The organism is Cohnella suwonensis (genome assembly GCF_042655365.1).
GTDB classification, from domain to species: domain Bacteria; phylum Bacillota; class Bacilli; order Paenibacillales; family Paenibacillaceae; genus Cohnella; species Cohnella suwonensis.
On sequence record NZ_JBHSMH010000021.1, the window covers coordinates 114,695 to 137,508 of the forward strand.

The following is a 22,814-nucleotide window of genomic DNA, read 5'->3' on the forward strand; positions in this document are numbered from 1 at the left end:
GATAAAGCATTTTTATGTCCCGATCGGTTCCATTCCCTGTAAAAATCGATTATCATTAAAAAAGGTCAAAAAATGCGAAAGAACTCGCGGTTTACGTTCATTATTGTGTTATCGTAGCTTCTTGCTCGCGCGCAGACTGTTATCGGAACCGCAATGCTCGTCTTATGGAGACAAGCCGTGGAACCGAGTTACGACGATAAAGGTGCGCGTTCAAAAAGTTCGGTTATCAGCACCGAGAAGGTTGAAAGAAGCTAGGGAATGAGGATCGGAGCGTAGGCAAACCTACGTGAGAACCGGAAGTCCAGGCTGAATTCAAGATTCGATGCCGAATATGCTTCTTGATTCACATCGTGATCATAATCGGACTTTTTGAACAACCTCTAAAGGAGAGAGAAATATGACGGCAACCAAAGGTCTAGAAGGAATCGTGGCGGCAAAATCGTCCATCAGCTCCATTATCGACGGCGTTCTCACTTACCAAGGGATCAACATCGACGAGTTGGCGGAGAAAGCGACGTTCGAAGAAGTCGCTTATTTGCTGTGGCACGGCAAGCTTCCGACGCAATCGGAACTGGACGGGCTGATCGCGGAATTGAGCGAATACGCGGCGATTCCGGAGGAAGCGATCGCGGGCTTGCGCCTGTATCCGAAAGGCAGCAATTCCATGGCGGCGCTCCGTACGGCGGTGTCCAGCCTTGCTCTGTACGACGGCGAAGCGAACGACATGAGCGCGGCCGCGAACGCCCGCAAAGCGGTGAAGCTGCAAGCGCAATTGCCGACGGTCGTCGCGGCTTACGCCCGCATCCGCGAAGGCAAAGAGCCCGTCGCCCCTAAGAAAGGCGTAGGCATCGCGCACAACTTCCTCTACATGCTGACGGGAGAAGAGCCCGCGGCCGTAGCGGTCGAAGCGATGGACAAAGCGCTCGTGCTGCACGCCGACCACGAGCTGAACGCTTCCACGTTCGCCGCTCGCGTGACCGTGGCGACGTTGTCCGATATTTATTCCGGCGTAACGTCGGCGATCGGCGCTTTGAAAGGCCCGCTGCACGGCGGCGCCAACGAAGCGGTCATGGTCATGCTGGACGAGATCGGTTCCTTGGCTAACGTGGAATCGTACATTCAAGGCAAGCTCGACAACAAAGAGAAAATCATGGGCTTCGGACACCGCGTTTACAAAAACGGCGATCCTCGCGCCAAGCACCTGATGCAAATGTCCCGCCAGCTCGGCGAGCTGAACGGCGACATGGAACTGTACGAAATGTCGATCAAGATCGAAGATCTCGTGACCGGCCAGAAAGGCTTGAAGCCTAACGTGGATTTCTACTCCGCGTCTTGCTATACGATGCTCGGCATCCCGCGCGACCTGTTCACGCCGATCTTCGCGATCAGCCGCGTATCCGGTTGGAGCGCGCATATTCTCGAGCAATACCAAGACAACCGTCTGATCCGTCCGCGCGCCGAATACGTCGGACCGGTAGACCAACGCTACGTTCCGATCGCGGAACGCGGTTAAGTGCGTGTTCAAAAAGTTCGATGTTCAGCACCGAGAAGGTTGAAAAAAGCTAGGGAATGAGGAGCGGAGCGTAGGCAAAACCTACGTGAGCACCGGAAGTTCCGTGCAGCATTCAAGATTCGATGCCGAATAAGCTCCCTGACTCACTTCGTGATCAACATCGGACTTTTTGAACTACCTCTTTAATCGAAACGAAGCTCTCCGGCGGCTTGTCCTTCGCCCGTTGAAGGAGTCAAGACGCCGGTTTCTTGCGAAAAATAATCGACCTATCTGGAGGAAAAACGAATGCAACTCGAAAAATTCGCTACGCCGGCTTCCGGCGAGAAAATTACGGTAGACAACGGCGTTCTGAACGTCCCTAACAACCCGATCATCCCATTCATCGAGGGCGACGGCACGGGCCGCGACATCTGGAAAGCTTCCAAACGCGTTCTTGACGCGGCGGTGGAGAAAGCATACAAAGGCGAGAAGAAAATTGCTTGGTACGAAGTGTTCGCGGGCGAAAAAGCTTTCAATACTTACGGCGAGTGGCTTCCTGCCGACACGCTGACTGCGATCCGCGAGATGATCATCGCGATCAAAGGACCTCTGACGACTCCGATCGGCGGCGGCATCCGTTCCCTGAACGTGGCGCTTCGCCAAGAGCTGGATCTGTACGTGTGCTTGCGTCCGGTTCGTTACTTCGACGGCGTGCCTTCCCCGGTTAAACGTCCGGAGCTCGTCGACATGGTCATTTTCCGCGAAAACACGGAAGACATCTACGCGGGCATCGAGTACCAATCCGGCACCGAGCAAGTGAAAAAAGTGCTCGAGTTCCTGCAAAAAGAAATGGGAGTCAACAAGATCCGTTTCCCCGAAACGTCCGGTATCGGCATCAAGCCGGTTTCCGAAGACGGCTCTAAACGCCTCGTTCGCGCGGCGATCGAATACGCGATCAAACACGGCCGTAAGTCCGTTACGATCGTGCACAAAGGCAACATCATGAAGTTCACGGAAGGCGCGTTCAAAAACTGGGGTTACGAAGTGGCCGAGCAAGAATTCGGCGACAAAGTGTACACTTGGTCCGAGTACGACCGCGTGAAGGCGGAGCAAGGCGAAGATGCGGCTAACGCTTCGCAGAAAGCCGCTCTCGACGCCGGCAGAATCCTCGTGAAAGACGCGATCGCCGACATCGCCCTGCAACAAGTATTGACGCGTCCGACAGACTTCGACGTCATCGCGACGCTGAACCTGAACGGCGACTACCTGTCCGATGCTTTGGCCGCGCAAGTCGGCGGCATCGGCATCGCGCCGGGCGCCAACATCAACTACTTGACGGGCCACGCGATCTTCGAAGCGACTCACGGCACGGCTCCGAAATACGCGGACAAAGACGTCGTGAACCCGGGCTCCGTTATTCTGTCCGGCGTTATGATGTTCGAGCACCTCGGCTGGCAGGAAGCTGCAGACCTGATCTACAAAGGCCTGGAAAAATCCATCAACAACAAAGTCGTTACTTATGACTTCGCCCGCTTGATGGATGGCGCGACCGAAGTGAAATGTTCGGCGTTCGCGGACGAAATTATTAAAAATTTCTAAGGGGAGTATCCCCTTAGGGAGCCCCTTTAGAATTTCCCCTGCAGGAAGCTTTCTCCTTGCGGGGGTTTTTCTCCCTTGCGGGAAGCTTTTTCTCCGTGTCACGGAGAGGTCCATCCCCCTAAGTCAGGGGAGTCCAACCCCCTAAGTCCCCCTTGCTAAGGGGGATTCCGAGGGCTGCTGCCCTCTGGACACCCGCTTTTGTGCGTTGCGTTACGGCGTAGCGTTTGGAGTTGGTGAGGTGTGTGGAGGGAAAGCGCCGGGGGAGGGAGGTCGCCAGCTATCGTTGGGCGCCTTCGTCGGGAAAACTAAAAACGAAATGCTGCCTCGTACCAAACAGCCTCTCTTGGATGGCGGTTTCGTTGTTGGGAAGAGTGGGTTACTGTAAAAGTACAGTTATTTTGAGAGGGGACGGTACTTATGGAGGAAGTAGCTACATAAGTACAGTTATTTAGACTCCGGACTTGCTTTTCGGGGATTTTCCGAGGAAATAGATGTACTTTTACAGTTGTTGCGATGGATGGCGGGAGTTTGAGGAGAATAACTGTATTTTTGCGGGCATATTGATTAGTGGCCGTCCATTGATGACAAGCTTTAATTGTCGGTCGCGGAATGCGTACGGCATCGATCAAAGGAGGACAAAAAATGGCAATCAAACGCGCGAAAATCACGGTCGTCGGCGCAGGCTTCACGGGAGCGACGACGGCTCTCATGCTGGCACAGAAAGAACTGGGAGACGTCGTTCTTCTCGACATTCCCCAACTCGAGAATCCGACGAAAGGCAAAGCGCTCGACATGATGGAATCGACGCCGGTTCAAGGCATCGACTCCCGTATCGTCGGCACGGCCAATTACGCCGATTCCGCGAATTCCGACGTCGTCATCATCACGGCCGGCATCGCCCGCAAGCCGGGCATGAGCCGCGACGATCTCGTGAACACGAACGCGGGCATCGTGAAATCGGTGTGCGAGAACGTGAAAGCGACAAGCCCTAACGCTTACGTCATCATCCTCTCCAACCCGGTCGACGCGATGACATACGTGGCGAACAAAGCGCTCGGTTTCCCTAAAAACCGCGTTATCGGCCAATCCGGCGTCCTCGACACGGCTCGTTACAACACGTTCCTGGCGGAGGCGCTCAACGTATCCGTCGAAGACGTGCGCGGCGTCGTGCTCGGCGGTCACGGCGACGATATGGTTCCGCTCGTTCGATACACGACGATCGGAGGCATTCCGGTCGAGAAATTGCTCCCCAAAGAGCAAATCGACGCGATCGTGGCCCGCACCCGCGTAGGCGGCGGCGAGATCGTCAACTTGCTGGGCAACGGCAGCGCGTACTACGCGCCGGCCGCGTCCCTCGTGCAAATGACGGAAGCGATCCTCAAGGACAAAAAACGCATCCTGCCGATCATTGCCTTGCTGCAAGGCGAATACGGCTACGACAACCTGTTCATGGGCGTCTTGGCCGTTCTCGGCGGCGACGGCATCGAGAAGATCCTTGAAATCGAATTGACGGGCGAAGAGAAGACGGCGCTCGAGAAGTCCGCCGAATCCGTACGCAACGTCATCAAGATCGTAGAGAACGCGTAAGCGATCCGATCGGATCTTGGCGAGCGAGGGAGCCTTCGGGCTCCCTTTTCTGCACGATTCAGAATGTATAAGTTTCACGCTTATCCATTTCTGAATCGTCTCCGCAAAGCTTCTTCAGCGCCCTGAGGACGCCGAAGGCGTTTTTGCTTGGTCGGTCGGTTTTGTTCACGATTCAGAATGTATAAGTTTCACGCTTATCCATTTCTGAATCGTCTCCGCAAAGCTTCTTCAGCGCCCAGAGGACGCCGAAGGCGTGTTTGCCCGGTGGCAAAATTTGTGTATACTAAGGTTGTCCTAGTGAATCGAGTGGAGGGAAAATTCATGTACACGTTTATGGTCTTTTTGCACATCATCGGCGCGGTCGGCATGGGAATCTACGCGATTCTTCCGTTCGTCGTCGGCAAATTCAAACAACTTTCGGGAGCTGCCCAAGAAGGGCTCGCAAGCGGTCTTATTTCCGGGGGCAGAATCGGGCAATACGCGCTCGTTCTTCAATTGCTTACGGGCGGTTACTTGATTTCCAACGCGGAAGGCGGAGCGAAATACGCGGTAGGCTGGATGATCGCGGTAGGCGTTCTGTTCATCCTGATCGGCGCTTTGTCCGGCATCGTGCAAGCCCCGTTGAAGCGCATCGTCGCGGCTTCGGCGAAAAGCGAGAGCGCAAGCTCCGATATTTCCCGCGTGCAAATGATGAGCGCGATTATTTTCGTCATTTTCGTAGTTATCATTTGGTTGATGTCGAATCCGACCTTCAAAGGCTAATCGAATCCGAAAGGCAGGAAAGCCCCGTTCACGATGTGAACGGGGCTTTTTGCTTATTTTCGTCTAAATTCACTGTGCTATAATGGTGGGATCTTTCGGAAATGGACGGATGCGACAATGGCGAACAAGTGGATATCGAACGTGCTCGGCCGCTACGATAGCGGGATATGGATACGCGTGCTAGGCGCGGCGCTCACGACGATTACGGGCTTTATGATTCGTCCGTTCCTCGTTCTCTATTTGTACGACAAGCTGGAAGGCTCCGTCATCCTGCCGATGCTGATCGTCGGCTTGCAGCCGTTATGCGGGTTATTCGTCAATTGGTTCGGGGGCGGATGGAGCGACCGTTTCGGCCGGAAGCCGCTGATCATGATCTCGCTGGCGCTGCAGATGCTGTGCATGGTCGGCTACGTGTTCGCGGACGGCGCATGGCACTACGCGGTTATCTCGATCGTGAACGGCATCGGGTTCGCGCTGTACATGCCGGCGGCGAACGCGCAGATGACGGACATGGTTCCGGCGGAGAAAAGGGCGGAAATATTCGCTTTGCTGCATACCGCGTTTAACGTCGGGGCGGCCGTCGGACCGGTTCTCGGCTTGCTCATGTTCTCGTGGAATCCGTCGGCGGTGTTCCTGCTGTCGGCCATGTCCTTCGTCGCGTATATGTTGCTCGTGTGGTTCAAACTGCCGGAGACCGCGCCGCTTAAGGTCGGCGGACAGGCGGTCACCGCCGCCGCGATCCGCAGAAGCAAGACGAAGTTCTCGTGGAAGCAACATCGGACGCTTCTCGTACTTACGTTATTGAACTTGCCGATCGGCTTGCTGTACGCGCAGGTGGAATCGACGTTCCCGCTGCACTTGCAGACGAATTTCGAGCATTTCAAGACGGTGCTCGCTTCGATTCTGACTTTTAACGGCATTATGGTCATCGCCCTGCAAATCTGGATCGCCAAGAAAACGGAAGCGATGGCTTCCCACGTCTTGATCGGCTGGTCTTACGCGTTGTTCGCGATCGTCGCGATCGGTTACGGCTATTCCAACGTCATCGTGCTTTTGTTCCTCGCCGAATTCGTCTTCACGATCGGGGAAATGGTCAACGGCCCGCATACGCAGAAGTCCGTTTCGCTGATGGCGCCGGAAGAGCAACGCGGGTTCTACTTCTCCGTGTTCGGCTCGAGCCAGATGCTGTCCCGCGGATTAGGACCGATCGTCGGCGGCGCTCTCATGGAGTGGACGAACGGGGAAACGTTGTTCACCGTTCTCGCCGCGTTGCTGCTGCTGGCCGGGCTCGGACAATATAGGGTGTTAAAGGGCGTAACCGTCGAGAGATCGGAATAAAGAGACGGCGGCGCAACATTCCGACGATTCCCCTCGTCAATAAGGCAAGAGGGAAAAGGGGGCGTTCGGATGAAGTTCGCGAAAATAATGTTCGTGGCGGTCTTCGCGTTGACGTTGGTCGCCACGCTGGCGGCGTGCGGGAATAAGCCGGAGAAGGAAGGCAAGCAAGCGGGAGGAACTCCGGAAGTCGAGGCCGGTTATATCGGCTACGTCGTGAAGGCGGAAGGCGGACGAATTCTCGTGGTCAGTCCCGTGGAGCGCAATTTCGGTTCCGGCGGCGCGCAGCATTATTACGAGGCGATCTGGTTTGCGAAGGTGCCCGACGACATCGAAATCGGGCAGCGGGTCGAGGTCATTCCCGAAGGCGGAATCGAGGAAAGTTATCCCGCGCAAGGCATCGCCGCGAGCGTAATGGTGCTGCCGGCGACGAATGCTCCGCAAGGAGCGAAGCTGACGGAGGCGGAAGCGATTCGCCGGGCGCTCGGGGACGAGCGAGCGGGAGAGTACGAGATTCCGGCCGTGAAGAAGGTCGGCTACGATGCCGAGTCAAAAAAATGGGTCGTGGCGTTAACGCAAAGCGGCGACGAGAAATCGATCGAGATCGACGTGGCGGATTCCGGTTCGACTAAGTCGGCGACGAACGAAGGGTACGAGCCGTTCGGGGATAAACCGCCGCTGCCGAAAGTCGCCGCGGGCGAGACGACGATTGCCGTCCTGCAAAGCTCGTACTGCTGGAGCGGCAAGTCAAGCAGCGTGTGCGCCGACTATGCCGGTCCGCAGGATATGCTGAAAGACAAGCCGAAGGATGCCGTAAAGCCGGGAGCGCGCATCGCATTCGCGTTCGCGACGAAACCACCGACAGCTTCGGAGACGCACGTGTCTTTATTTAACGAAGACGGCGCCGTCGTGGAAGTGAAATTGGACGGCAACGCGTTCGTCGCTCCGAGCGAACCCGGCATCTATTATTACGGCTTGTCCGTCTGGTGGATGAAGGACGTCGAGAAGAGAATATCCGAGAACTCCTCCAGCTACGCGTTCGCGATCGAAGTGAAGGAATGAACGAAATGCAGCCTTTATCCATTCGGATAGGGGCTGCATTTTTTATACATAAGATTCTTATACGATTCGGCGGACGTTTATTATATATATTACCGTTTGTAACCGCTTTATAATACACATAGAATCGATAGAAGATGTTCCATTCAGGGGAGGAAACAAGATGTCAGCCAACAAAAAAACGATGGCGCTTGCCGTTATGGCCGCTTTTGCCGTCGTGACCGCCGCTTGCGCGCCGGACAGAAACGAGACCGCGCCGACAAGCGAAGCTTCCGCCGAAGCGGCGAAGCCGGAGAGGCTGCTCGTATGGTCGAACGACGACGCCAATCAACTGAAAGTGGCCGAGGAGATCGCGAAGAAGTATACGGAGCAGACCGGCATCCAAGTCGATGTCGAACCGGTAAGCGGCGGGGAGCAAGTCCAGAAGCTCGCGCTCGCGGCGCCTTCCGGCAAAGGGCCGGATCTGTTCTATCAGCCGCAGGACCGTCTTGGGGATCTCGTTGCCCAAGGGCTCGCGGAACCGATCCAAATAAGCGAAGACGCTATCCAAGGATATAGCGAGGCGGCCGTTGAAGCGGTCCGTTACGACGGCCAAACCTACGGTTATCCGATCTCCGTCGAGACCTACGCGCTTTACTATAACAAAGACCTGATTCCCGAGCCGCCGGCCACGGTCGAGGACGTGAACAAGCTCGGCGCGAGCTTGACCGACACGAAGAACGACCGTTACGGCTTCTTGATGGTTCCGGACTTCTATTATTCCATCCCGTTCATCGCCAATTACGGCGGATACATTTTCGGCGGGAAGCCGGGCAGCTACGAGGTGGCCGACATCGGCTTGAACAATGCGGGAACCGTTGAAGGCTTGACGAAATATCAGCAATTCATGAAGCAGAACGCCATTCCGGAGACGCTCACCATCGATGTGATGGATACGCTGTTCACGGAGAGCAAGGCCGGGATGATCGTTAACGGGTTGTGGTCTCTGAAGACTTACCGCGAGAAGCTTGGGGACAAGCTGGGCACGGCTCCGCTTCCTTCCGTCAACGGCAAGGCCGCTCCTTCCTTCGTCGGCGTCAAGTCATGGTTCGTCTCCTCCTATACGAAGAACGCGCAATGGGCCGCGGATCTCGCAGAATTCATGACGAACGACGAGAACGCCCAGCTCTATTACGACACGACGGGAGAAATTCCGGCCCGTTCGGCCGTGCAAGGGAAGATCGCCGATCCGTCGTACAAAGGTTTCACCGATCAGATCGCGAGCGGCATCCCGATGCCGAACGTTCCGGAGATGACTCCGGTATGGGAAATGGACAACGCCCTCGACTTTATCATGAAGGGTCAGGACGTCAAGTCGGTGCTGGACGAGTCCGTAGAGAAAATCAGTCAACAAATTGCGGCATCCGGAAAATAAAAATCGGGCGCGGAAGAGAATACTCTCTTCCGCGCCCGATTTGGGAGGATCACGATGGCCATACGGCATGAACAGCCGCATCTTGCTTATAAACCCGGCGCAAGCGGCCGATCCGGACATCGTCCGGCGGCGGCTCTCGCCTTGTCGCTCCTGTTCGCCGGCTTGGGACAGTTGTATAACAGAAGCTACTTGAAAGGCATTGTATTTATCGTTATCGAAGCGGCGTTTCTGATCGCATTCTCGGATTTCATCCAGCTTGGCCTATGGGGGATATATACGCTGGGCACGATCCCGAAGCTGGACCATTCGATCTTTCTATTGGTTTACGGGATTTTATCGATTCTGCTGCTGTCGATCGCGGTCGCTCTTTACTTTCTGAACGTACGGGATGCGTGGAGCCAAGCGGTCAACATCCGGGAAGGTTGGGTACGGCCCGGCCTCGGGGAGACGATCAAGGCCGGGTATGAGCGGAGCTTTCCGTATATTTTGACGGTTCCCGGTTTCCTGATGCTCGTCTTCGTCGTCATCTTCCCGTTGCTCTTCGCGATATCGCTCGCGTTTACGAACTATAATCTGTACCACTCGCCGCCCAAAAACCTGGTTGACTGGGTCGGCTTCGACAATTTCGTCCAGCTCGCCACCGTACCGATCTGGAATCGTTCGTTCGTCAACGTGTTCTCGTGGACGGTCGTATGGACGATCGCGTCCACGTCGCTGCAGATCGGGATCGGCTTGCTTCTTGCGCTGCTCGTAGGAGACAAGCGAATCAAGTTCAAGAAGCTGATCCGCACGATTCTGATCTTGCCTTGGGCGGTGCCGAACTTCGTATCCATTTTGATCTTCTCCGCCTTGTTTAACGATCAATTCGGAGCGGTCAACCGAACGATCGCGAGGTGGTTCGGCGGTACCGGCATCCCGTGGCTGACCGATCCGATATATACGAAGATGGCGCTGATCGGCATACAAGCGTGGCTCGGATTCCCGTTCTTGTTCGCCTTGTTCACCGGGGTTCTGCAAAGCATCTCGAACGAGTGGTACGAAGCCGCCGACGTGGACGGAGGCACGCGCTGGCAGAAGTTCAGGCACATTACGCTGCCTCACGTGCTGTTCGCCACGGGGCCGCTGCTCTTGATCCAGTACACGTCGAACTTCAACAACTTCAACATCATCTATCTGTTCAACGGCGGAGGCCCGGCAGTCCGGGGGCAGACGGCGGGCGGCACGGATATTCTGATCTCATGGGTGTACAAGCTGACCTTCACGAACAATAACTATAGCATGGCCGCCGCCATCTCGCTCATTATCGGCTTGATCGTCATTCTGTTCGCCTTCTTCCAATTCCGCCGTTCGAGCTCGTTCAAGGGGGAGCGAAATTACTAAATGAGAGCAAGCGCGAGATCCCGGTTCGAAGTAGCGGGCATCTACTTCATTTTGGCCGTCGCGGCGGCCGTCATCTTCTACCCGCTCGGATGGGCGGCGGGATTGTCGTTCAATTCCGGCACGAGTCTTTACTCGGCAAGCATGATTCCGCGGCATCCTTCGCTGGAGCACTACAAGTGGCTGTTCGCGAGTCCGGAAAGCGATTATTTGAATTGGTACCGGAATACGCTGTTCGTATCCGCGTTCACGAGCCTGTTCTCCGTCATCGTCACGTCGATCATGGCGTATGCGTTGTCGCGGTTCGAATTTGCCGGTCGGAGAAGCGGGTTATACGCTTTTCTGCTGTTGCAGATGTTCCCGGTCATGATGGCGATGGTCGCGCTCTACATTTTCCTCAATCTGATCGGCTTGTTAAACACGCTGACCGGACTCGTACTGATCTACGTAGGCGGTCAAATTCCGTTTAACGCTTGGCTTGTAAAAGGATATCTGGATACGATTCCGCGCGAGCTCGACGATGCCGCGAAGATGGACGGCGCCGGCCCGCTGCGGATATTCGCCCGGATACTTCTGCCGCTCATCGTCCCGATTCTGGCGGTCGTGGCGTTGTCGAACTTCATGATGCCGATCTTCGACTTCATCTTGCCGTCCATCATCCTGCACGATTCCGACAAATATACGCTGGCGGTCGGGTTATATCATTTCGTAACCGAGAAATATTCAAGCAACTTCACCGTGTTTACCGCTGGAGCGATCCTGATCGCTCTCCCCGTTGCGTTAATCTATTTATTCCTGCAGCGGTTCTTCATCTCCGGCTTAACGACCGGAGGAACCAAAGGCTAGCGACAGATGAAAAGGAGCGATTCTACGATGCGGAAGTCATTTCTGAAAGGCGCGGACATCTCGTTCGTCGACGAGATCGAGACGGAAGGCGGTTCTTTTTTCGAGAACGGACGGAAGAGGGACGTGCTCGACATTTTGCGGGACAGCGGCATTAATTCGGCCCGGCTTCGGATATGGAACGCGCCGAGCTTCGATTACTGCAATGTGGAAAAAACGAAGAAGATGGCCAAGCGAATCAAGGACAAGGGCCTGCATTTTCTGCTGGACTTCCACTATTCCGATTATTGGGCCGATCCGGGCAAGCAACATATGCCGAAAGCCTGGGAGAAGCTGACTTTCCCGGAGCTGGTCGACGCGGTTCGGGATTTCACCCGCGACACGATCGCGGAGCTGAAGAGACAAGGCACGCTGCCCGATATGGTCCAGATCGGCAATGAGATCACGAACGGCATGATCTGGGGCGAAGGACGCGTCGACGGGGATTGGGACACCGATGAGCAGTGGCGCAAGCTCGGCGATCTGATCGAGGCGGGCATTCGCGGGCTGAACGAGGCGCTGGAGCAAGAGGACAAGGTTCCGGTCATGATCCACATCGACCGCGGAGGGGATAACGCCGGCAGCCGTAAATTTTACGACCGCCTCGCCGCGATGAACGTCGATTACGATATCATCGGCCTATCCTATTATTCGTGGTGGCACGGAACGCTCGAGGAGCTGACGGATAACTTAAGCGACTTGGCGAACCGATACGGTAAAGACATCGTCGTCGTGGAAGCCGCGTATCCGTGGACGATGACGCCGCCCGACGATCAACCTCTCATTTTCAATACGGAGGAATGGTTGTACCCCGGGTATCCGGCGAACACGGAAGGACAATCCGCTTGGCTGAGCAAGCTGATGGATGTGATCCGCGCTACGCCCGGCGATCGCGGAATCGGGGTGTACTATTGGGAGCCTTGCTGGATTCCCTCCAAGCCGCAGTGGTCCGTCGGACACGAGAACAATTGGTCGAATCTGACGCTGTTCGACTATGCCGGCAATAAATTACCGTCGCTCGATGCTTTCAAGGATTAAGCTCCTACTAGAAATATGCCGTCGAATGTTGGATAATTGAGGCAACAATCGGCAGGCGGGGATGAGACATGAGATGGGGCGACGAGAATATCAGATGCGTGTTTACTTCCATTGAAAGGTCTCTTCCGTTATTTATCGAGACGATCGGTTACAGCGCATGGGAACGGGTGTTCAACAGACCGGACGGCTATCCGCATTATCATTGGCTGCACACGATGGAAGGGGAGGGCATCCTTGAATTCGGAGGGGAGCGCGTTTCGCTGACGGCGGGCAAGGGAGCGTTGCTGGCTCCTTTTACCCCTCATATGTACTTTCCGGACTCGCCCCGATGGTCGACGGTTTATATCACGTTCGGCGGGGCGGCGGCTTCGGCGATCCTGGACTCGCTGGATATGAACGTCTCCGCGATCTATACCGAGACCGAACGGGCGCTATTCGCGGATCTGATCGGGGATATGATCGTTAAGGCCGATCGCGATTCCGAATTTACCGGCTTGGAGTCGTCCACGGAAATGTACCGCTTCCTCATGCAGCTTCGGAAGTTCGGCAAACGGAACGACCAGCCTTCCTTGTCGCAATATTACGAGAAGCTGCGTCCGGTCGTCCGGTGGATGGAGAGGAGTCTATCGGCGAATTTCGGATTGCCGGAAATCGCGGAGCAAGCGCACATGAGCGTCTCCTATTTGAGCGAGTTGTTCCAGGAAGCATTCGGCATGAGCCCATACTCCTTCCTGATTCAGCTTAGAATTCGGGAATCCAAGAGGATTATGATTACGAATCCGGGCTTGGCGCTTAAAGAGGTGGCCACGCTGACCGGATTCAACGATGTCAGCCACTTCGTCGCCACCTTCCGGAAAAAAGAGGGGATCACGCCGGCGAAGTACAGGGAGCTGCATCTTTCCTCGCCTTCATGAAGTTCAAGACCTATATTAGTAAAACGGAGGAGCCGAATTGACGGCTCCTCCGCTGCTTTATCAGTTGACCTCGTTTGCTTCGATCTCGGTCAATTCGTCGAGCGTCTTCTCGAACGCGGGCGCGAGGTTGGCGAGAAACCATTCGACTTCGGGCAACGCAAGCGCGTTAAGCTTTTCCTCGCTCTGTCTGCGCGCCGTCGCGAACTCGCGGTTGCCGGCGGACATCTCGCTGATGCATTTCAAGTAGGCGTCGAGCAGGTCGGCGGCTTTCAGGAGGCGTTCCATTTCCGGATTCGCCGGCTTGCGGCCGAGCAACGGCTCGTAACGCGACTGCAATTCGGAAGGGACGGTCGCGAGCAGCCGTTCCGCGGCCAAATGCTCGATTTCGCGGAAGTTCGCCAGAATACGGGGGTTATGGTGCTTGACGGGCGTCGGAATATCGCCCGTGAACACTTCGGTCGCGTCGTGAAAAAGCGCGTAAGATGCCGCTTCGTCGGGATTGATGTCTTTTTTGAATATTTCCCGCGCAATATTGCCGAGCGCGTGCGCGATGATCGCCACGTGGTACGAGTGCTCGGCGACGTTCTCGGAAGTCGTGTTTCTCATGAGACTCCATCTCTCGATATGCTGCAACCGGTATAAATACGCCAAAAAATGATTCGCCATCGTCCGGACTCCTTTTCTCTCTCCGCTCGTCATTATGCTATTATATAATGGATGAGGTACATCGAACAGAGAGGGGAAACCGCAATTATGGCTTCTGCATTCGAACAAAGCGTCTATCAACTGATCGTGGAAACTTCCACTAACCTTCCGGCGGACGTCCGCCGTACGATAACGAAAGCACGCGAGGCCGAGGACCGCGCGACGAGGGCGGGATTGTCGCTGTCGACGATCGCCCAGAACATCGAGATGGCGGAATGCAACGTGTCTCCGATCTGCCAAGATACCGGCATGCCGACGTTCGTCGTTCACACGCCGGTCGGCGCGAACCAGATCGTCATGAAACGGGAAATTCGCGAGGCGATCGCGAGAGCGACGAAAGACGGCAAGCTACGTACGAACTCCGTCGACTCGTTGACGGGCGCGAACACGGGCGATAACCTCGGACCAGGCACGCCGGTCATCCACTTCGAGCAATGGGAGCGCGACGAAGTCGACGTGCGCCTCATACTGAAGGGCGGCGGCTGCGAGAACAAGAACATTCAGTACAGCCTCCCGGCGGAAATCGAAGGACTCGGTAAAGCCGGACGCGATTTGGACGGCATTCGCAAATGCGTGCTGCACGCGGTGTACCAGGCGCAAGGACAAGGCTGCAGCGCGGGCTTCATCGGCGTCGGTATCGGCGGCGACCGCACGACGGGGTACGAGCTGGCGAAGCAGCAATTGTTCCGCCATATCGAGGACGTGAACCCGATCGCCGAGCTCGCGCAGCTCGAAGACTACATTCTCGACAAAGCGAACCAGCTCGGCATCGGCACGATGGGATTCGGGGGCAACGTGACGCTGCTCGGCTGCAAAGTCGGCGTCATGAACCGGTTGCCGGCGAGCTTCTTCGTATCCGTCGCGTATAACTGCTGGGCTTACCGCCGCCAAGGCGTGCTGCTCGACGGCGCGACGCACGAAATCAAAGAGTGGATCTACGAGAGCGGCACCGGCGTATCGATGACGAACGAAGCGGCGACGGCGAACGAAAGCAATGGCGGGGCGGCTCCGGAGAAAGCGCGCGAAGTCGTGCTTCAAATGCCGTTGTCCGAAGAGGATGTACGCGGCTTGAAAGTCGGCGACGTCGTCATCCTGAACGGCGAAATGCATACGGGACGCGACGCCTTGCATAAACACTTGATGGACAACGAGGCCCCGCTCGATTTGAACGGCGGCGTCATTTACCACTGCGGTCCGGTCATGCTGAAAGACGACGCAGGCTGGCACGTGAAGGCGGCCGGTCCGACGACGAGCATCCGCGAGGAGCCTTATCAAGGCGATATCATGAAGAAATTCGGCTTGCGCGCGGTCATCGGCAAAGGCGGCATGGGGCCGAAGACGCTGAAGGCGTTGCAAGAGCACGGCGGCGTGTACTTGAACGCGGTCGGCGGCGCGGCGCAATATTATGCGGAATGCATCAAGAACGTCAACGGCGTCGACTTCATGGAATTCGGCATTCCGGAAGCGATGTGGCATCTTCAGGTCGAGGGCTTCGCGGCGATCGTTACGATGGACTCGCACGGCAACAGCTTGCATGCCGACGTGGACAAGGATTCCAAAGCGAAGCTGGCGCAATTCAAGGATCCGGTGTTCGCTTAAGAAAAAAGTTCGTTCAAAAAGTTCGGTTTTCAGCACCGAGAAGGTTGAAAGAAGCTAGGGAATGAGGATCGGAGCGTAGGCAAACCTACGTGAGAACCGGAAGTCCCGTGCAGCATTCAAGATTCGACGTCGAATATACTTCTCGAAATCACTTCGTGATCAAAATCGGACTTTTTGAACTTCCTTTAAGGAGCTTATATGACCAAGTTCAGGCTGAAGCTGACCGTTCTCTTCGTCCTATTGATCGGATTCTCCGTCCTTGCCGCAGGCTTGCTGATGGGGAATTCGTATCAACGCAACCATCAGGACGCTCTGCGTAACCATATGATCCGAGAGCTTCACGTGCTTAACGCGGCTACGCCTTGGCCGGAAGACGGAGACGAGGACAAGTTATCTTCCTATCTGGAGGAAGAGGCTAAGAGGTTTAAGGAAATCGCGGGCATGAGGGTGACCTATATCCGTCTGGACGGCAAAGTGATGGGGGATTCCGATCACGAGCCTGCGACGATGGACAACCATATCGCCCGCGAGGAGGTTCGCCAAGCGCTCGCCGAAGGGACGGGAAGCAGCGTCCGCCATAGCGACACGCTCGGGGAGAACATGATGTACGTGGCGCTGAAGGTGAGCGGCGAGCAAGGCGGAGAGCCGAAGGGCATCATCCGGTTGTCCATGAGCCTCGGAGATATCGAGCGAAGCCTGAACAACATGTGGCTGGCGCTTATTTTCGGCTTATGCCTGTTGTTCGTCGTCGCGGCCGTCGTCAGCTATCGCGTCGCGCTAAGCGTCACGCGTCCGCTCGAGCGGATGACTTCGGCGGCCAAGCGAATGGCGAACATGGATTACGCCATTCGCGTGCCGGAGGCCGGACGCGACGAGATGAGCGAGCTTGCCCGCGCCTTGAACGCGATGGCCGGAAGCTTGCAGGGACAGCTGGACGAGATTCGGCATAACGGCACTCGTCTTCAGGGCGTGCTCGACAACATGATGAGCGGCGTCGTCATGATCGCGCACGACGGCAAAATCACGCTGTTCAGCAGGCAGGCCGAGCAATTGCTCGGCGGCACGGCCCGGGAGCGCGTCGGCCGAAGCTATACGGAGATCAAACAGCATTACGAGCTGACGGGACTTATCCGCGAAGGTCTGACGAGCCTGGTGACGCTTCATGACGAGCTGACGGTGTATTATCCGGAAGAACGGCTGCTCGAAATCAACATCGTCCCGATGACGATGAGCGGGGAGGAAGAGCCGGGACTTCTGCTCGTCATGCAGGACGTATCCGCGATCCGCAAGCTGGAGAGAATGCGTAGCGAATTCGTCGCCAACGTATCCCATGAGCTGAAGACGCCGGTCGCCGCCGTCAAAGGCTTCGCCGAGACGCTGCTTGCGGGCGCCATAAACGATCCCGAGACGGCCAGATCGTTCTTGACGATCATTCAGGACGAGAGCGACAGGCTCAACCGGCTGATCGGCGACATCCTGGAGCTGTCCAAGATCGAATCGAGGCGTTCTCCGCTGCAGTTCTCGCCGATCGAGCTGCCGTCGTTCCTCGGCCGGATGACCGAACTGCTGTCCGCCGAGGCGGCGAGAAAAGACATCGAGCTGGACGTGCGGACGGAGGAAGGTTTGTTCCTTGAAGCGGACGAGGACCGGCTCGGCCAGATCGTCATGAACTTGATGCAGAACGGCATTAATTACACGCCGGAAGGCGGCAGGGTCAAAGTCCGAGCGTTCGTCGTCGCGTCGGAGAACGAGGAAGAGGAATTCGTGAGGATTACCGTATCGGACACCGGCATCGGCATTCCGAAGAAGGACATTCCGCGTATTTTCGAACGGTTCTACCGGGTGGACAAAGCAAGATCGCGGAGCTCCGGCGGCACCGGCCTCGGCTTGTCGATCGTGAAGCACCTGACGGAGCTGCATCACGGCACGATCCGGGTCGAAAGCACGGTCGGCGTCGGCTCCCAATTCATTTTAGAGCTGCCGCTGATCCAACCTTAACAAGAAAAGGGAGAAAACTCGCCTATTTTACGTTGCGTTAACAATTGCATGACGACCCGTTTACAGTGGTATGATAAAAATAGGGAAGAGAGTTAAACAGGCAGGACGGCCTGCTGGACCGGAGGAGCGCATGTCGGATAAAGTATTGATTATCGAAGACGAACCGACGCTTGCACGTCTCGTTACCTATAACCTCTCTCAAGAAGGCTATGAGACGGAAGTCGTCGGCAACGGCGCGGAAGGACTTCATAAGGCGATTCATGAATCATACGCCATTGTTTTTCTCGATTTGATGCTGCCGGGAATGAACGGGTTCGAAGTGCTTCAGAAGCTTAGACAGAACGGCGTGAAGACGCCGGTTATCATTTTGACCGCGAGGAACGCCGAAGAAGAAGTCGTGCAAGGGCTGAAGCTGGGCGCGGACGATTATATCACGAAGCCGTTCGGCGTCGCGGAGTTGCTCGCGCGCACGTCGGCCGTGCTCAGACGGTCGAGGAACGAAGAGAGCAAGCCTTCGATGGCGACGGGCGGCGAGAAGGTCATTACGATCGGCGACCTGCAAATTTTCCCGGATAAATACGAAGTGTTCTCGAACGGCCAGTGGATTACGCTGCGTCCGAAGGAATTCGAAGTGCTGCTGTACTTGGCCGAAAGGCCGGGCATCGTCATCACCCGAGACGATCTGATGAACGTCGTGTGGGGGTTCGATTACATCGGCGGTCAACGCACGGTGGACGTTCACGTCAGCTCTCTTCGCAAGAAGCTCGAGCTCGGCCAGCAAAGCGTGCAGATCGATTCGATCCGCGGCGTCGGGTACAAGCTGTTCATCAATCGCAAGACGACCTCGCCGAGCCGTTAGACGCTAGAGCAAACCCCGTATTCGCGTAGCGAGCCCCTTGGAATAAACGTCGGATCGCCCTTTCGGGTTATTCCGATGCTATTCCAAGGGGTGTTTTTTAATTAATTCCTCTTTTTATCCCTGAATTGTCCGGGCGTCATCCCTTCCGACTTACGGAACGATCGAATGAAGTTTTGCGGATTGTTGTACCTGAGCCTTGCCGCGATATCTTTGATCGTCACGTCCGTTTCGGCGAGCCATTTCTTCGCCATGGCGAAACGGAAGGCAGCCAAATATTCGCTGAACGAGCTGTTCGTCTCTTTCCTGAAAACGCTGCTTAAATAGTTCGCGTTATAATTCAACCTCGAAGCGCAGTCCTCCAAGGTGAGATCGGTATCGTAGAAACGATGGACGAGATCGATCATTTTCTCCGAAATATTGTGGTACTGCGCTTCCTGACGATCTCTGAATGTCCGGATCATCGGATGAACGACGGTCGTCCAGAACCAATCTTCGATTTCCGGCACCGTGTTCAAGTCGAGCAACTCGTCGAATAACGATCCCTTCGCGAGACGGATTTGATTCAGGCTGATGCCGGTTTCCTGCATGACGACGAGCAGGCTGTTTAGCAGCCTCATCGTCGGAACGTGGTACTCCTGCGGGGATAATCCCGCCGAGAACACGGGAACGAGGAACGCCGCCAGCAGTTCCTTGGCTTTGTCCTTGTCCGCGAGCTTGATCGCGTCGAGCAGCTCGCTCTCCAGATGGTTCGGGTAGCTTCTATTCAAGTAGTGCTTGCCTTGATTCGCGTTCTCGTATTGGACGATGATGCCTTCGCCCAGCTTCATCCGATGCTTGAGAGCGTCCAAGCCTTCGCGATAGGCGGCCGATAGTCGCGCCACGGAGGGGAACGGCAGACTGATTCCGATGCTTGCCTTCAGGTCGAGAAAGCTTTGGATTTGCCGTTGCAAGTGGTCGGTCGTCTCGAACAGGAAGTTATTGAAGTCATTCTCGCCGGAGTCGGCGACCGCGTTCCCGAACAGCGTGACGACGGTCTGATCGATGATGACGGGAGCGAACCGGACGTTCGAAGGGACAAGCTCCTCGATCATATTATGGACCGCGAATAAGAGCAGCTCCATATCCCTCTTATCGTAACGGGTGTTCTCGAGGGAATCGATCTGGAGAGCGACGACGGCCATCGACGACCAAGATTGAAGTTGTCCGGTGTATCCGAATCGCTCGAGCTGCTCCTTCAGATCGCCGTTTCTGACGTTTCCTTGGAACGCCTTGGCCAGGAACGAGGCGCGCACGAGCTTCAGTTGCTGGTGCACCTCGCTTTCCAGCCGGGAATTGGATTGGAATAGCCGCTGGACGCGATCGCCGATCGCTTGGAATTCGTTCGTCCCGTCTTGCTTCACGTCGACGTATCGGACGTTCATTTGTTGCAATAGCCGCTGGATCGGCGAATACATCCGGCGAGAGCCGAGCCATGCCAGCAGCATCGTGAGGATGAGCATGAACGCGCATACGATCAACGTGTAAACGCCGATCTTGCGGGATTCTTTCGTCAGGCTGGCGATGGACGTATAAGACAGATAGACCCATCCGTTGGACGGAGAACGATAATAGGTCACGGTGTACTTGCGTTGATCGATCGTCGAATTGAATTGCCCGTTCGGATCGTCGAATTTGCCGGTTTCTCCGAATCCGATCGCGGAAAGGGGGCGTCCGATGAAAGAAGAATCGGGATGGACCAGAATGCGAAGCTTATCGTCGAGAATCAACGTCGTATCCGACTGGTCCGGATCGTATTGCAATAGCTCCTGCAGGCTGCACGTCGGGATGTTCGCCATGACCAAGCCGAACGGATTCACGTCGGTAACTGGCAATTTTTTGTTCAAGCTGATACTGTATCCGCAATTGACGCTATTGGCGCTTTCTTCGCTGTAAAACCAGGCGGAAGGATGCAGCGTCCACCCCGTATCCTTGTCGTCCCGTATGAGAGCTTCGAGCTCCTCGTAAAACGGATATCGATCGAACCGGTACAAGCCCGAATTTTTGATCATCCAGTTGTTGCGACGGTTGACGAGGACGACGTCTTCCAGCTTCGTATCGAACGATTGCATGTGCAGCAACTCGTTTCGAATGTCGCCGTAAAGAATGAAATCGCTTTCGCTTAACGAGTTGTTCATCGCCTTTTTGAGTACGTTGGAGTTGATGACCTGATTCAAAGTGTGATTGACAGTCGTCAAAATTTGCTCTACATTGGCATTAATTTGAATGAGTAACTGAGTTTTACTTTTATTCACGTCTTTCTGAATTTCCGCAGTCGAGGTGACGTAAGAGAATATGCCGATGAACAGCACCGGCAGCGTGCTTAACAGAAAACCGAAGACGGTCATCTTGGTCAGAAAACTGTACGGACGCATCTGCAGCCATCACCTTGTTATCAAGATAGTTCCATTGTAGGCCAGTTATCCTCTTTCGGACAATAATCATTAAACGATTGAGTAATCATTATTACATTTTCGAGAGAGGATGACGACGACAATGGCCGCTTATCGCCGAAGATCAGGTCTAAGCAAGACTCTATACACGGCATTGTTCCTGCTGATGGCCTTCGCGATCACTTCTTGCGCCGGACAGACGGGATCCCGTTCGCCGAACGATGCCGATTCCCATCCCGTGATCACGATCATGGCGCCGCTTCATTTTCCGCAAGAGCCCGACCCGGCTTTGACCCGGCGCATCGGGGAGCTTACCGGCTCGCTCTTGGAAATCGACTGGGTTCGCGACGAAATCTATTCGGACAAATTAAACGCGGCTCTGTCGATGAACTCGTTAAAGAAAGCGACATTCGTGAAGTATACGGATTATATGGGAATGAAAAGCGCGCTGCGGTCGGGAATGTTCTGGGATATCGGTCCGTACTTGAAGGATTATCCGAACTTAAGCCGGCTGAACGGGAAGATTCTGGACCAAACCGCCGTGGACGGCAAAATGTACGGGTTGTACACGGAGCGGCCTTCTTCCCGTCAAGGCATTATTCTGCGGAAGGACTGGTTGGACCGCTTGAATCTGGAAGTACCCGGTACGCCCGAGCAATTATACGACGTGCTAAAGCAATTTACGTACGGAGACCCCGACGGTAACGGCATACGGGATACGTTCGGGCTCGCCGATCGCAACGACCTCGTATTCGGCGCCTTCAAGACGCTTAGCTCTTATATGGGGACGCCCAACAATTGGGACGTCCGAAACGGCAAGATCGTCCCCGAGTTCGCGACGCCGGAGTACATGGACACGATGGATTATATGAAGAAGCTGTTCGACGAGAAGCTCATCAATCCGGATTTCGTCGTGACGAGCAAGGAAATCCAGCGCGACTTGTTCATTAACGGCAAGGCCGGCGCGTATATCGGCAGCATGACGGACGTCGATCGTCTGGCGGACGAATCGAAGGCGGTCAATCCGAACGCGCGCCTGACGGTCGCCAACCGAATCGCGGGTCCGAAAGGGTATCGGATCTGGTCGATTCCTAATTTCAACGGGCTCTTCTTATTCTCCAAAGGCGCCATTAAGACGGAGGAGGAGATGAAGCAGGTGCTCGATTTCTTCGACCGTACCATGGATTCGGAGGTCGCGAATCTGATGAAATACGGCGTCGCCGACAGACATTTTACGTTGATCGGAGACGAAGTTTATTTACAGCCAAGAAGCGAGCAGCCATATATGAGCGAAATCGATCCACTTTATTCGCTGATGATCGCCAATTTGGGCAATCCGAACGTGAAGAAGGTCGTGAAAGAAGATCCGCCGATCGCGCTGGCCGAGAAGCTTACGGAAGACAACGAGCGATTCATCGTCAAGGACCCGACCGTCAACCTGGAGAACGCCGCCTACGACGAGATGAGCGCCGAGCTGCAAACGATCATTACCGTGGCGACCTACAACTATATATTGGGCACGATCGATCGGGCCGGTTTCGAGAAGGAAGTCGCCAAGTGGAGGCAAAGCGGCGGCAACGAGATCATCCGGCAATTCGAAGAAGCGTATTTCCGATAAGATAGATAGCTAAGCCGTCGCGCGTCCGCGCGGCGTTTTTTTTAGGACAGAAAGTATAGGTTTTATGGACATCTACTCATCTAGGCTTATCCTAATTTACGTGTCATTTTGGAACAATCGTACTATTATCCCCTTGCCTCAGAAGGA

17 protein-coding genes are annotated in these 22,814 nt (G+C 55.4%); 15 read left to right on the top strand and 2 right to left on the bottom strand.

Annotation, left to right across the window (positions count from 1 at the left end; translation table 11 throughout):
- Positions 1-397: 397 nt before the first annotated feature.
- From citZ to ACFPPD_RS09220, 11 genes are all read left to right on the top strand, one after another.
- A complete protein-coding gene (gene citZ, locus ACFPPD_RS09170; protein ID WP_209749580.1) occupies positions 398-1,513 on the top strand; it encodes a citrate synthase in 1,116 nt (371 codons plus the stop codon).
- Positions 1,514-1,798: 285 nt separating this feature from the next.
- Positions 1,799-3,091, top strand: coding sequence for an NADP-dependent isocitrate dehydrogenase (icd, locus tag ACFPPD_RS09175; RefSeq protein ID WP_209749579.1), 1,293 nt, complete (start codon positions 1,799-1,801; stop codon positions 3,089-3,091).
- Positions 3,092-3,733: 642 nt separating this feature from the next.
- Positions 3,734-4,678 carry a malate dehydrogenase gene (gene mdh / locus ACFPPD_RS09180; RefSeq protein ID WP_209749578.1) on the top strand — a complete coding sequence of 315 codons (945 nt, stop codon included), beginning with the start codon at positions 3,734-3,736 and terminating at the stop codon, positions 4,676-4,678.
- Between the two features lie 321 nt (positions 4,679-4,999).
- Positions 5,000-5,440, top strand: a complete 441-nt coding sequence (locus ACFPPD_RS09185) for a DUF2269 family protein (RefSeq protein WP_209749577.1) — start codon at positions 5,000-5,002, stop codon at positions 5,438-5,440.
- Positions 5,441-5,557: 117 nt separating this feature from the next.
- Positions 5,558-6,778: an MDR family MFS transporter gene (locus ACFPPD_RS09190; RefSeq protein ID WP_209749576.1), complete on the top strand. Its 1,221-nt coding sequence runs from the start codon at positions 5,558-5,560 to the stop codon at positions 6,776-6,778.
- A 69-nt stretch (positions 6,779-6,847) separates the two neighbouring features.
- The gene (locus ACFPPD_RS09195; RefSeq protein WP_209749575.1) at positions 6,848-7,837 is read left to right on the top strand and encodes a DUF3221 domain-containing protein; all 990 of its coding nucleotides are present in this window, start codon (positions 6,848-6,850) and stop codon (positions 7,835-7,837) included.
- A gap of 160 nt (positions 7,838-7,997) precedes the next feature.
- Complete coding sequence (locus ACFPPD_RS09200) at positions 7,998-9,248, top strand: sugar ABC transporter substrate-binding protein (protein ID WP_209749574.1); 1,251 nt, start codon at positions 7,998-8,000, stop codon at positions 9,246-9,248.
- A gap of 54 nt (positions 9,249-9,302) precedes the next feature.
- A complete protein-coding gene (locus ACFPPD_RS09205) occupies positions 9,303-10,628 on the top strand; it encodes a carbohydrate ABC transporter permease (protein WP_209749573.1) in 1,326 nt (441 codons plus the stop codon).
- Complete coding sequence (locus ACFPPD_RS09210) at positions 10,629-11,471, top strand: sugar ABC transporter permease (protein ID WP_209749572.1); 843 nt, start codon at positions 10,629-10,631, stop codon at positions 11,469-11,471.
- 27 nt (positions 11,472-11,498) lie between these two features.
- Positions 11,499-12,545 (top strand): glycoside hydrolase family 53 protein, encoded by a 1,047-nt coding sequence (locus tag ACFPPD_RS09215; protein WP_209749571.1) that lies wholly within the window; start codon positions 11,499-11,501, stop codon positions 12,543-12,545.
- Positions 12,546-12,613: 68 nt separating this feature from the next.
- A complete protein-coding gene (locus tag ACFPPD_RS09220; protein ID WP_209749570.1) occupies positions 12,614-13,459 on the top strand; it encodes a helix-turn-helix domain-containing protein in 846 nt (281 codons plus the stop codon).
- Positions 13,460-13,519: 60 nt separating this feature from the next.
- Here the strand turns inward: ACFPPD_RS09220 and yfbR are convergent, their stop codons facing one another.
- Positions 13,520-14,125 (bottom strand): 5'-deoxynucleotidase, encoded by a 606-nt coding sequence (gene yfbR / locus ACFPPD_RS09225; RefSeq protein ID WP_209749569.1) that lies wholly within the window; start codon positions 14,123-14,125, stop codon positions 13,520-13,522.
- A gap of 87 nt (positions 14,126-14,212) precedes the next feature.
- Here yfbR and ACFPPD_RS09230 point away from each other — a divergent pair, with 87 nt between their 5' ends.
- The 3 genes from ACFPPD_RS09230 (at position 14,213) to ACFPPD_RS09240 (ending at position 18,620) form a co-directional block, all read left to right on the top strand.
- Positions 14,213-15,763, top strand: coding sequence for a fumarate hydratase (locus ACFPPD_RS09230; RefSeq protein WP_209749568.1), 1,551 nt, complete (start codon positions 14,213-14,215; stop codon positions 15,761-15,763).
- Between the two features lie 198 nt (positions 15,764-15,961).
- Positions 15,962-17,761, top strand: coding sequence for a two-component system histidine kinase PnpS (gene pnpS, locus ACFPPD_RS09235; RefSeq protein ID WP_209749567.1), 1,800 nt, complete (start codon positions 15,962-15,964; stop codon positions 17,759-17,761).
- A 130-nt stretch (positions 17,762-17,891) separates the two neighbouring features.
- Positions 17,892-18,620, top strand: a complete 729-nt coding sequence (locus tag ACFPPD_RS09240; protein WP_209749566.1) for a response regulator transcription factor — start codon at positions 17,892-17,894, stop codon at positions 18,618-18,620.
- 101 nt (positions 18,621-18,721) lie between these two features.
- Here the strand turns inward: ACFPPD_RS09240 and ACFPPD_RS09245 are convergent, their stop codons facing one another.
- On the bottom strand, positions 18,722-21,031 hold the full coding sequence (locus ACFPPD_RS09245) for a helix-turn-helix domain-containing protein (RefSeq protein ID WP_209749565.1): 2,310 nt from the start codon (positions 21,029-21,031) through the stop codon (positions 18,722-18,724).
- A 121-nt stretch (positions 21,032-21,152) separates the two neighbouring features.
- Between ACFPPD_RS09245 and ACFPPD_RS09250 the strand changes: the two genes are divergently transcribed.
- Complete coding sequence (locus tag ACFPPD_RS09250; protein WP_209749564.1) at positions 21,153-22,667, top strand: extracellular solute-binding protein; 1,515 nt, start codon at positions 21,153-21,155, stop codon at positions 22,665-22,667.
- Positions 22,668-22,814: the final 147 nt, after the last annotated feature.

Bases quoted from the DNA above. Each gene is read 5' to 3' on its own strand.
- citZ (WP_209749580.1), top strand. From the start codon at position 398: ATGACGGCAACCAAAGGTCTAGAAGGAATCGTGGCGGCAAAATCGTCC.
- icd (WP_209749579.1), top strand. From the start codon at position 1,799: ATGCAACTCGAAAAATTCGCTACGCCGGCTTCCGGCGAGAAAATTACG.
- mdh (WP_209749578.1), top strand. From the start codon at position 3,734: ATGGCAATCAAACGCGCGAAAATCACGGTCGTCGGCGCAGGCTTCACG.
- ACFPPD_RS09185 (WP_209749577.1), top strand. From the start codon at position 5,000: ATGTACACGTTTATGGTCTTTTTGCACATCATCGGCGCGGTCGGCATG.
- ACFPPD_RS09190 (WP_209749576.1), top strand. From the start codon at position 5,558: ATGGCGAACAAGTGGATATCGAACGTGCTCGGCCGCTACGATAGCGGG.
- ACFPPD_RS09195 (WP_209749575.1), top strand. From the start codon at position 6,848: ATGAAGTTCGCGAAAATAATGTTCGTGGCGGTCTTCGCGTTGACGTTG.
- ACFPPD_RS09200 (WP_209749574.1), top strand. From the start codon at position 7,998: ATGTCAGCCAACAAAAAAACGATGGCGCTTGCCGTTATGGCCGCTTTT.
- ACFPPD_RS09205 (WP_209749573.1), top strand. From the start codon at position 9,303: ATGGCCATACGGCATGAACAGCCGCATCTTGCTTATAAACCCGGCGCA.
- ACFPPD_RS09210 (WP_209749572.1), top strand. From the start codon at position 10,629: ATGAGAGCAAGCGCGAGATCCCGGTTCGAAGTAGCGGGCATCTACTTC.
- ACFPPD_RS09215 (WP_209749571.1), top strand. From the start codon at position 11,499: ATGCGGAAGTCATTTCTGAAAGGCGCGGACATCTCGTTCGTCGACGAG.
- ACFPPD_RS09220 (WP_209749570.1), top strand. From the start codon at position 12,614: ATGAGATGGGGCGACGAGAATATCAGATGCGTGTTTACTTCCATTGAA.
- yfbR (WP_209749569.1), bottom strand. From the start codon at position 14,125: ATGGCGAATCATTTTTTGGCGTATTTATACCGGTTGCAGCATATCGAG.
- ACFPPD_RS09230 (WP_209749568.1), top strand. From the start codon at position 14,213: ATGGCTTCTGCATTCGAACAAAGCGTCTATCAACTGATCGTGGAAACT.
- pnpS (WP_209749567.1), top strand. From the start codon at position 15,962: ATGACCAAGTTCAGGCTGAAGCTGACCGTTCTCTTCGTCCTATTGATC.
- ACFPPD_RS09240 (WP_209749566.1), top strand. From the start codon at position 17,892: ATGTCGGATAAAGTATTGATTATCGAAGACGAACCGACGCTTGCACGT.
- ACFPPD_RS09245 (WP_209749565.1), bottom strand. From the start codon at position 21,031: ATGCGTCCGTACAGTTTTCTGACCAAGATGACCGTCTTCGGTTTTCTG.
- ACFPPD_RS09250 (WP_209749564.1), top strand. From the start codon at position 21,153: ATGGCCGCTTATCGCCGAAGATCAGGTCTAAGCAAGACTCTATACACG.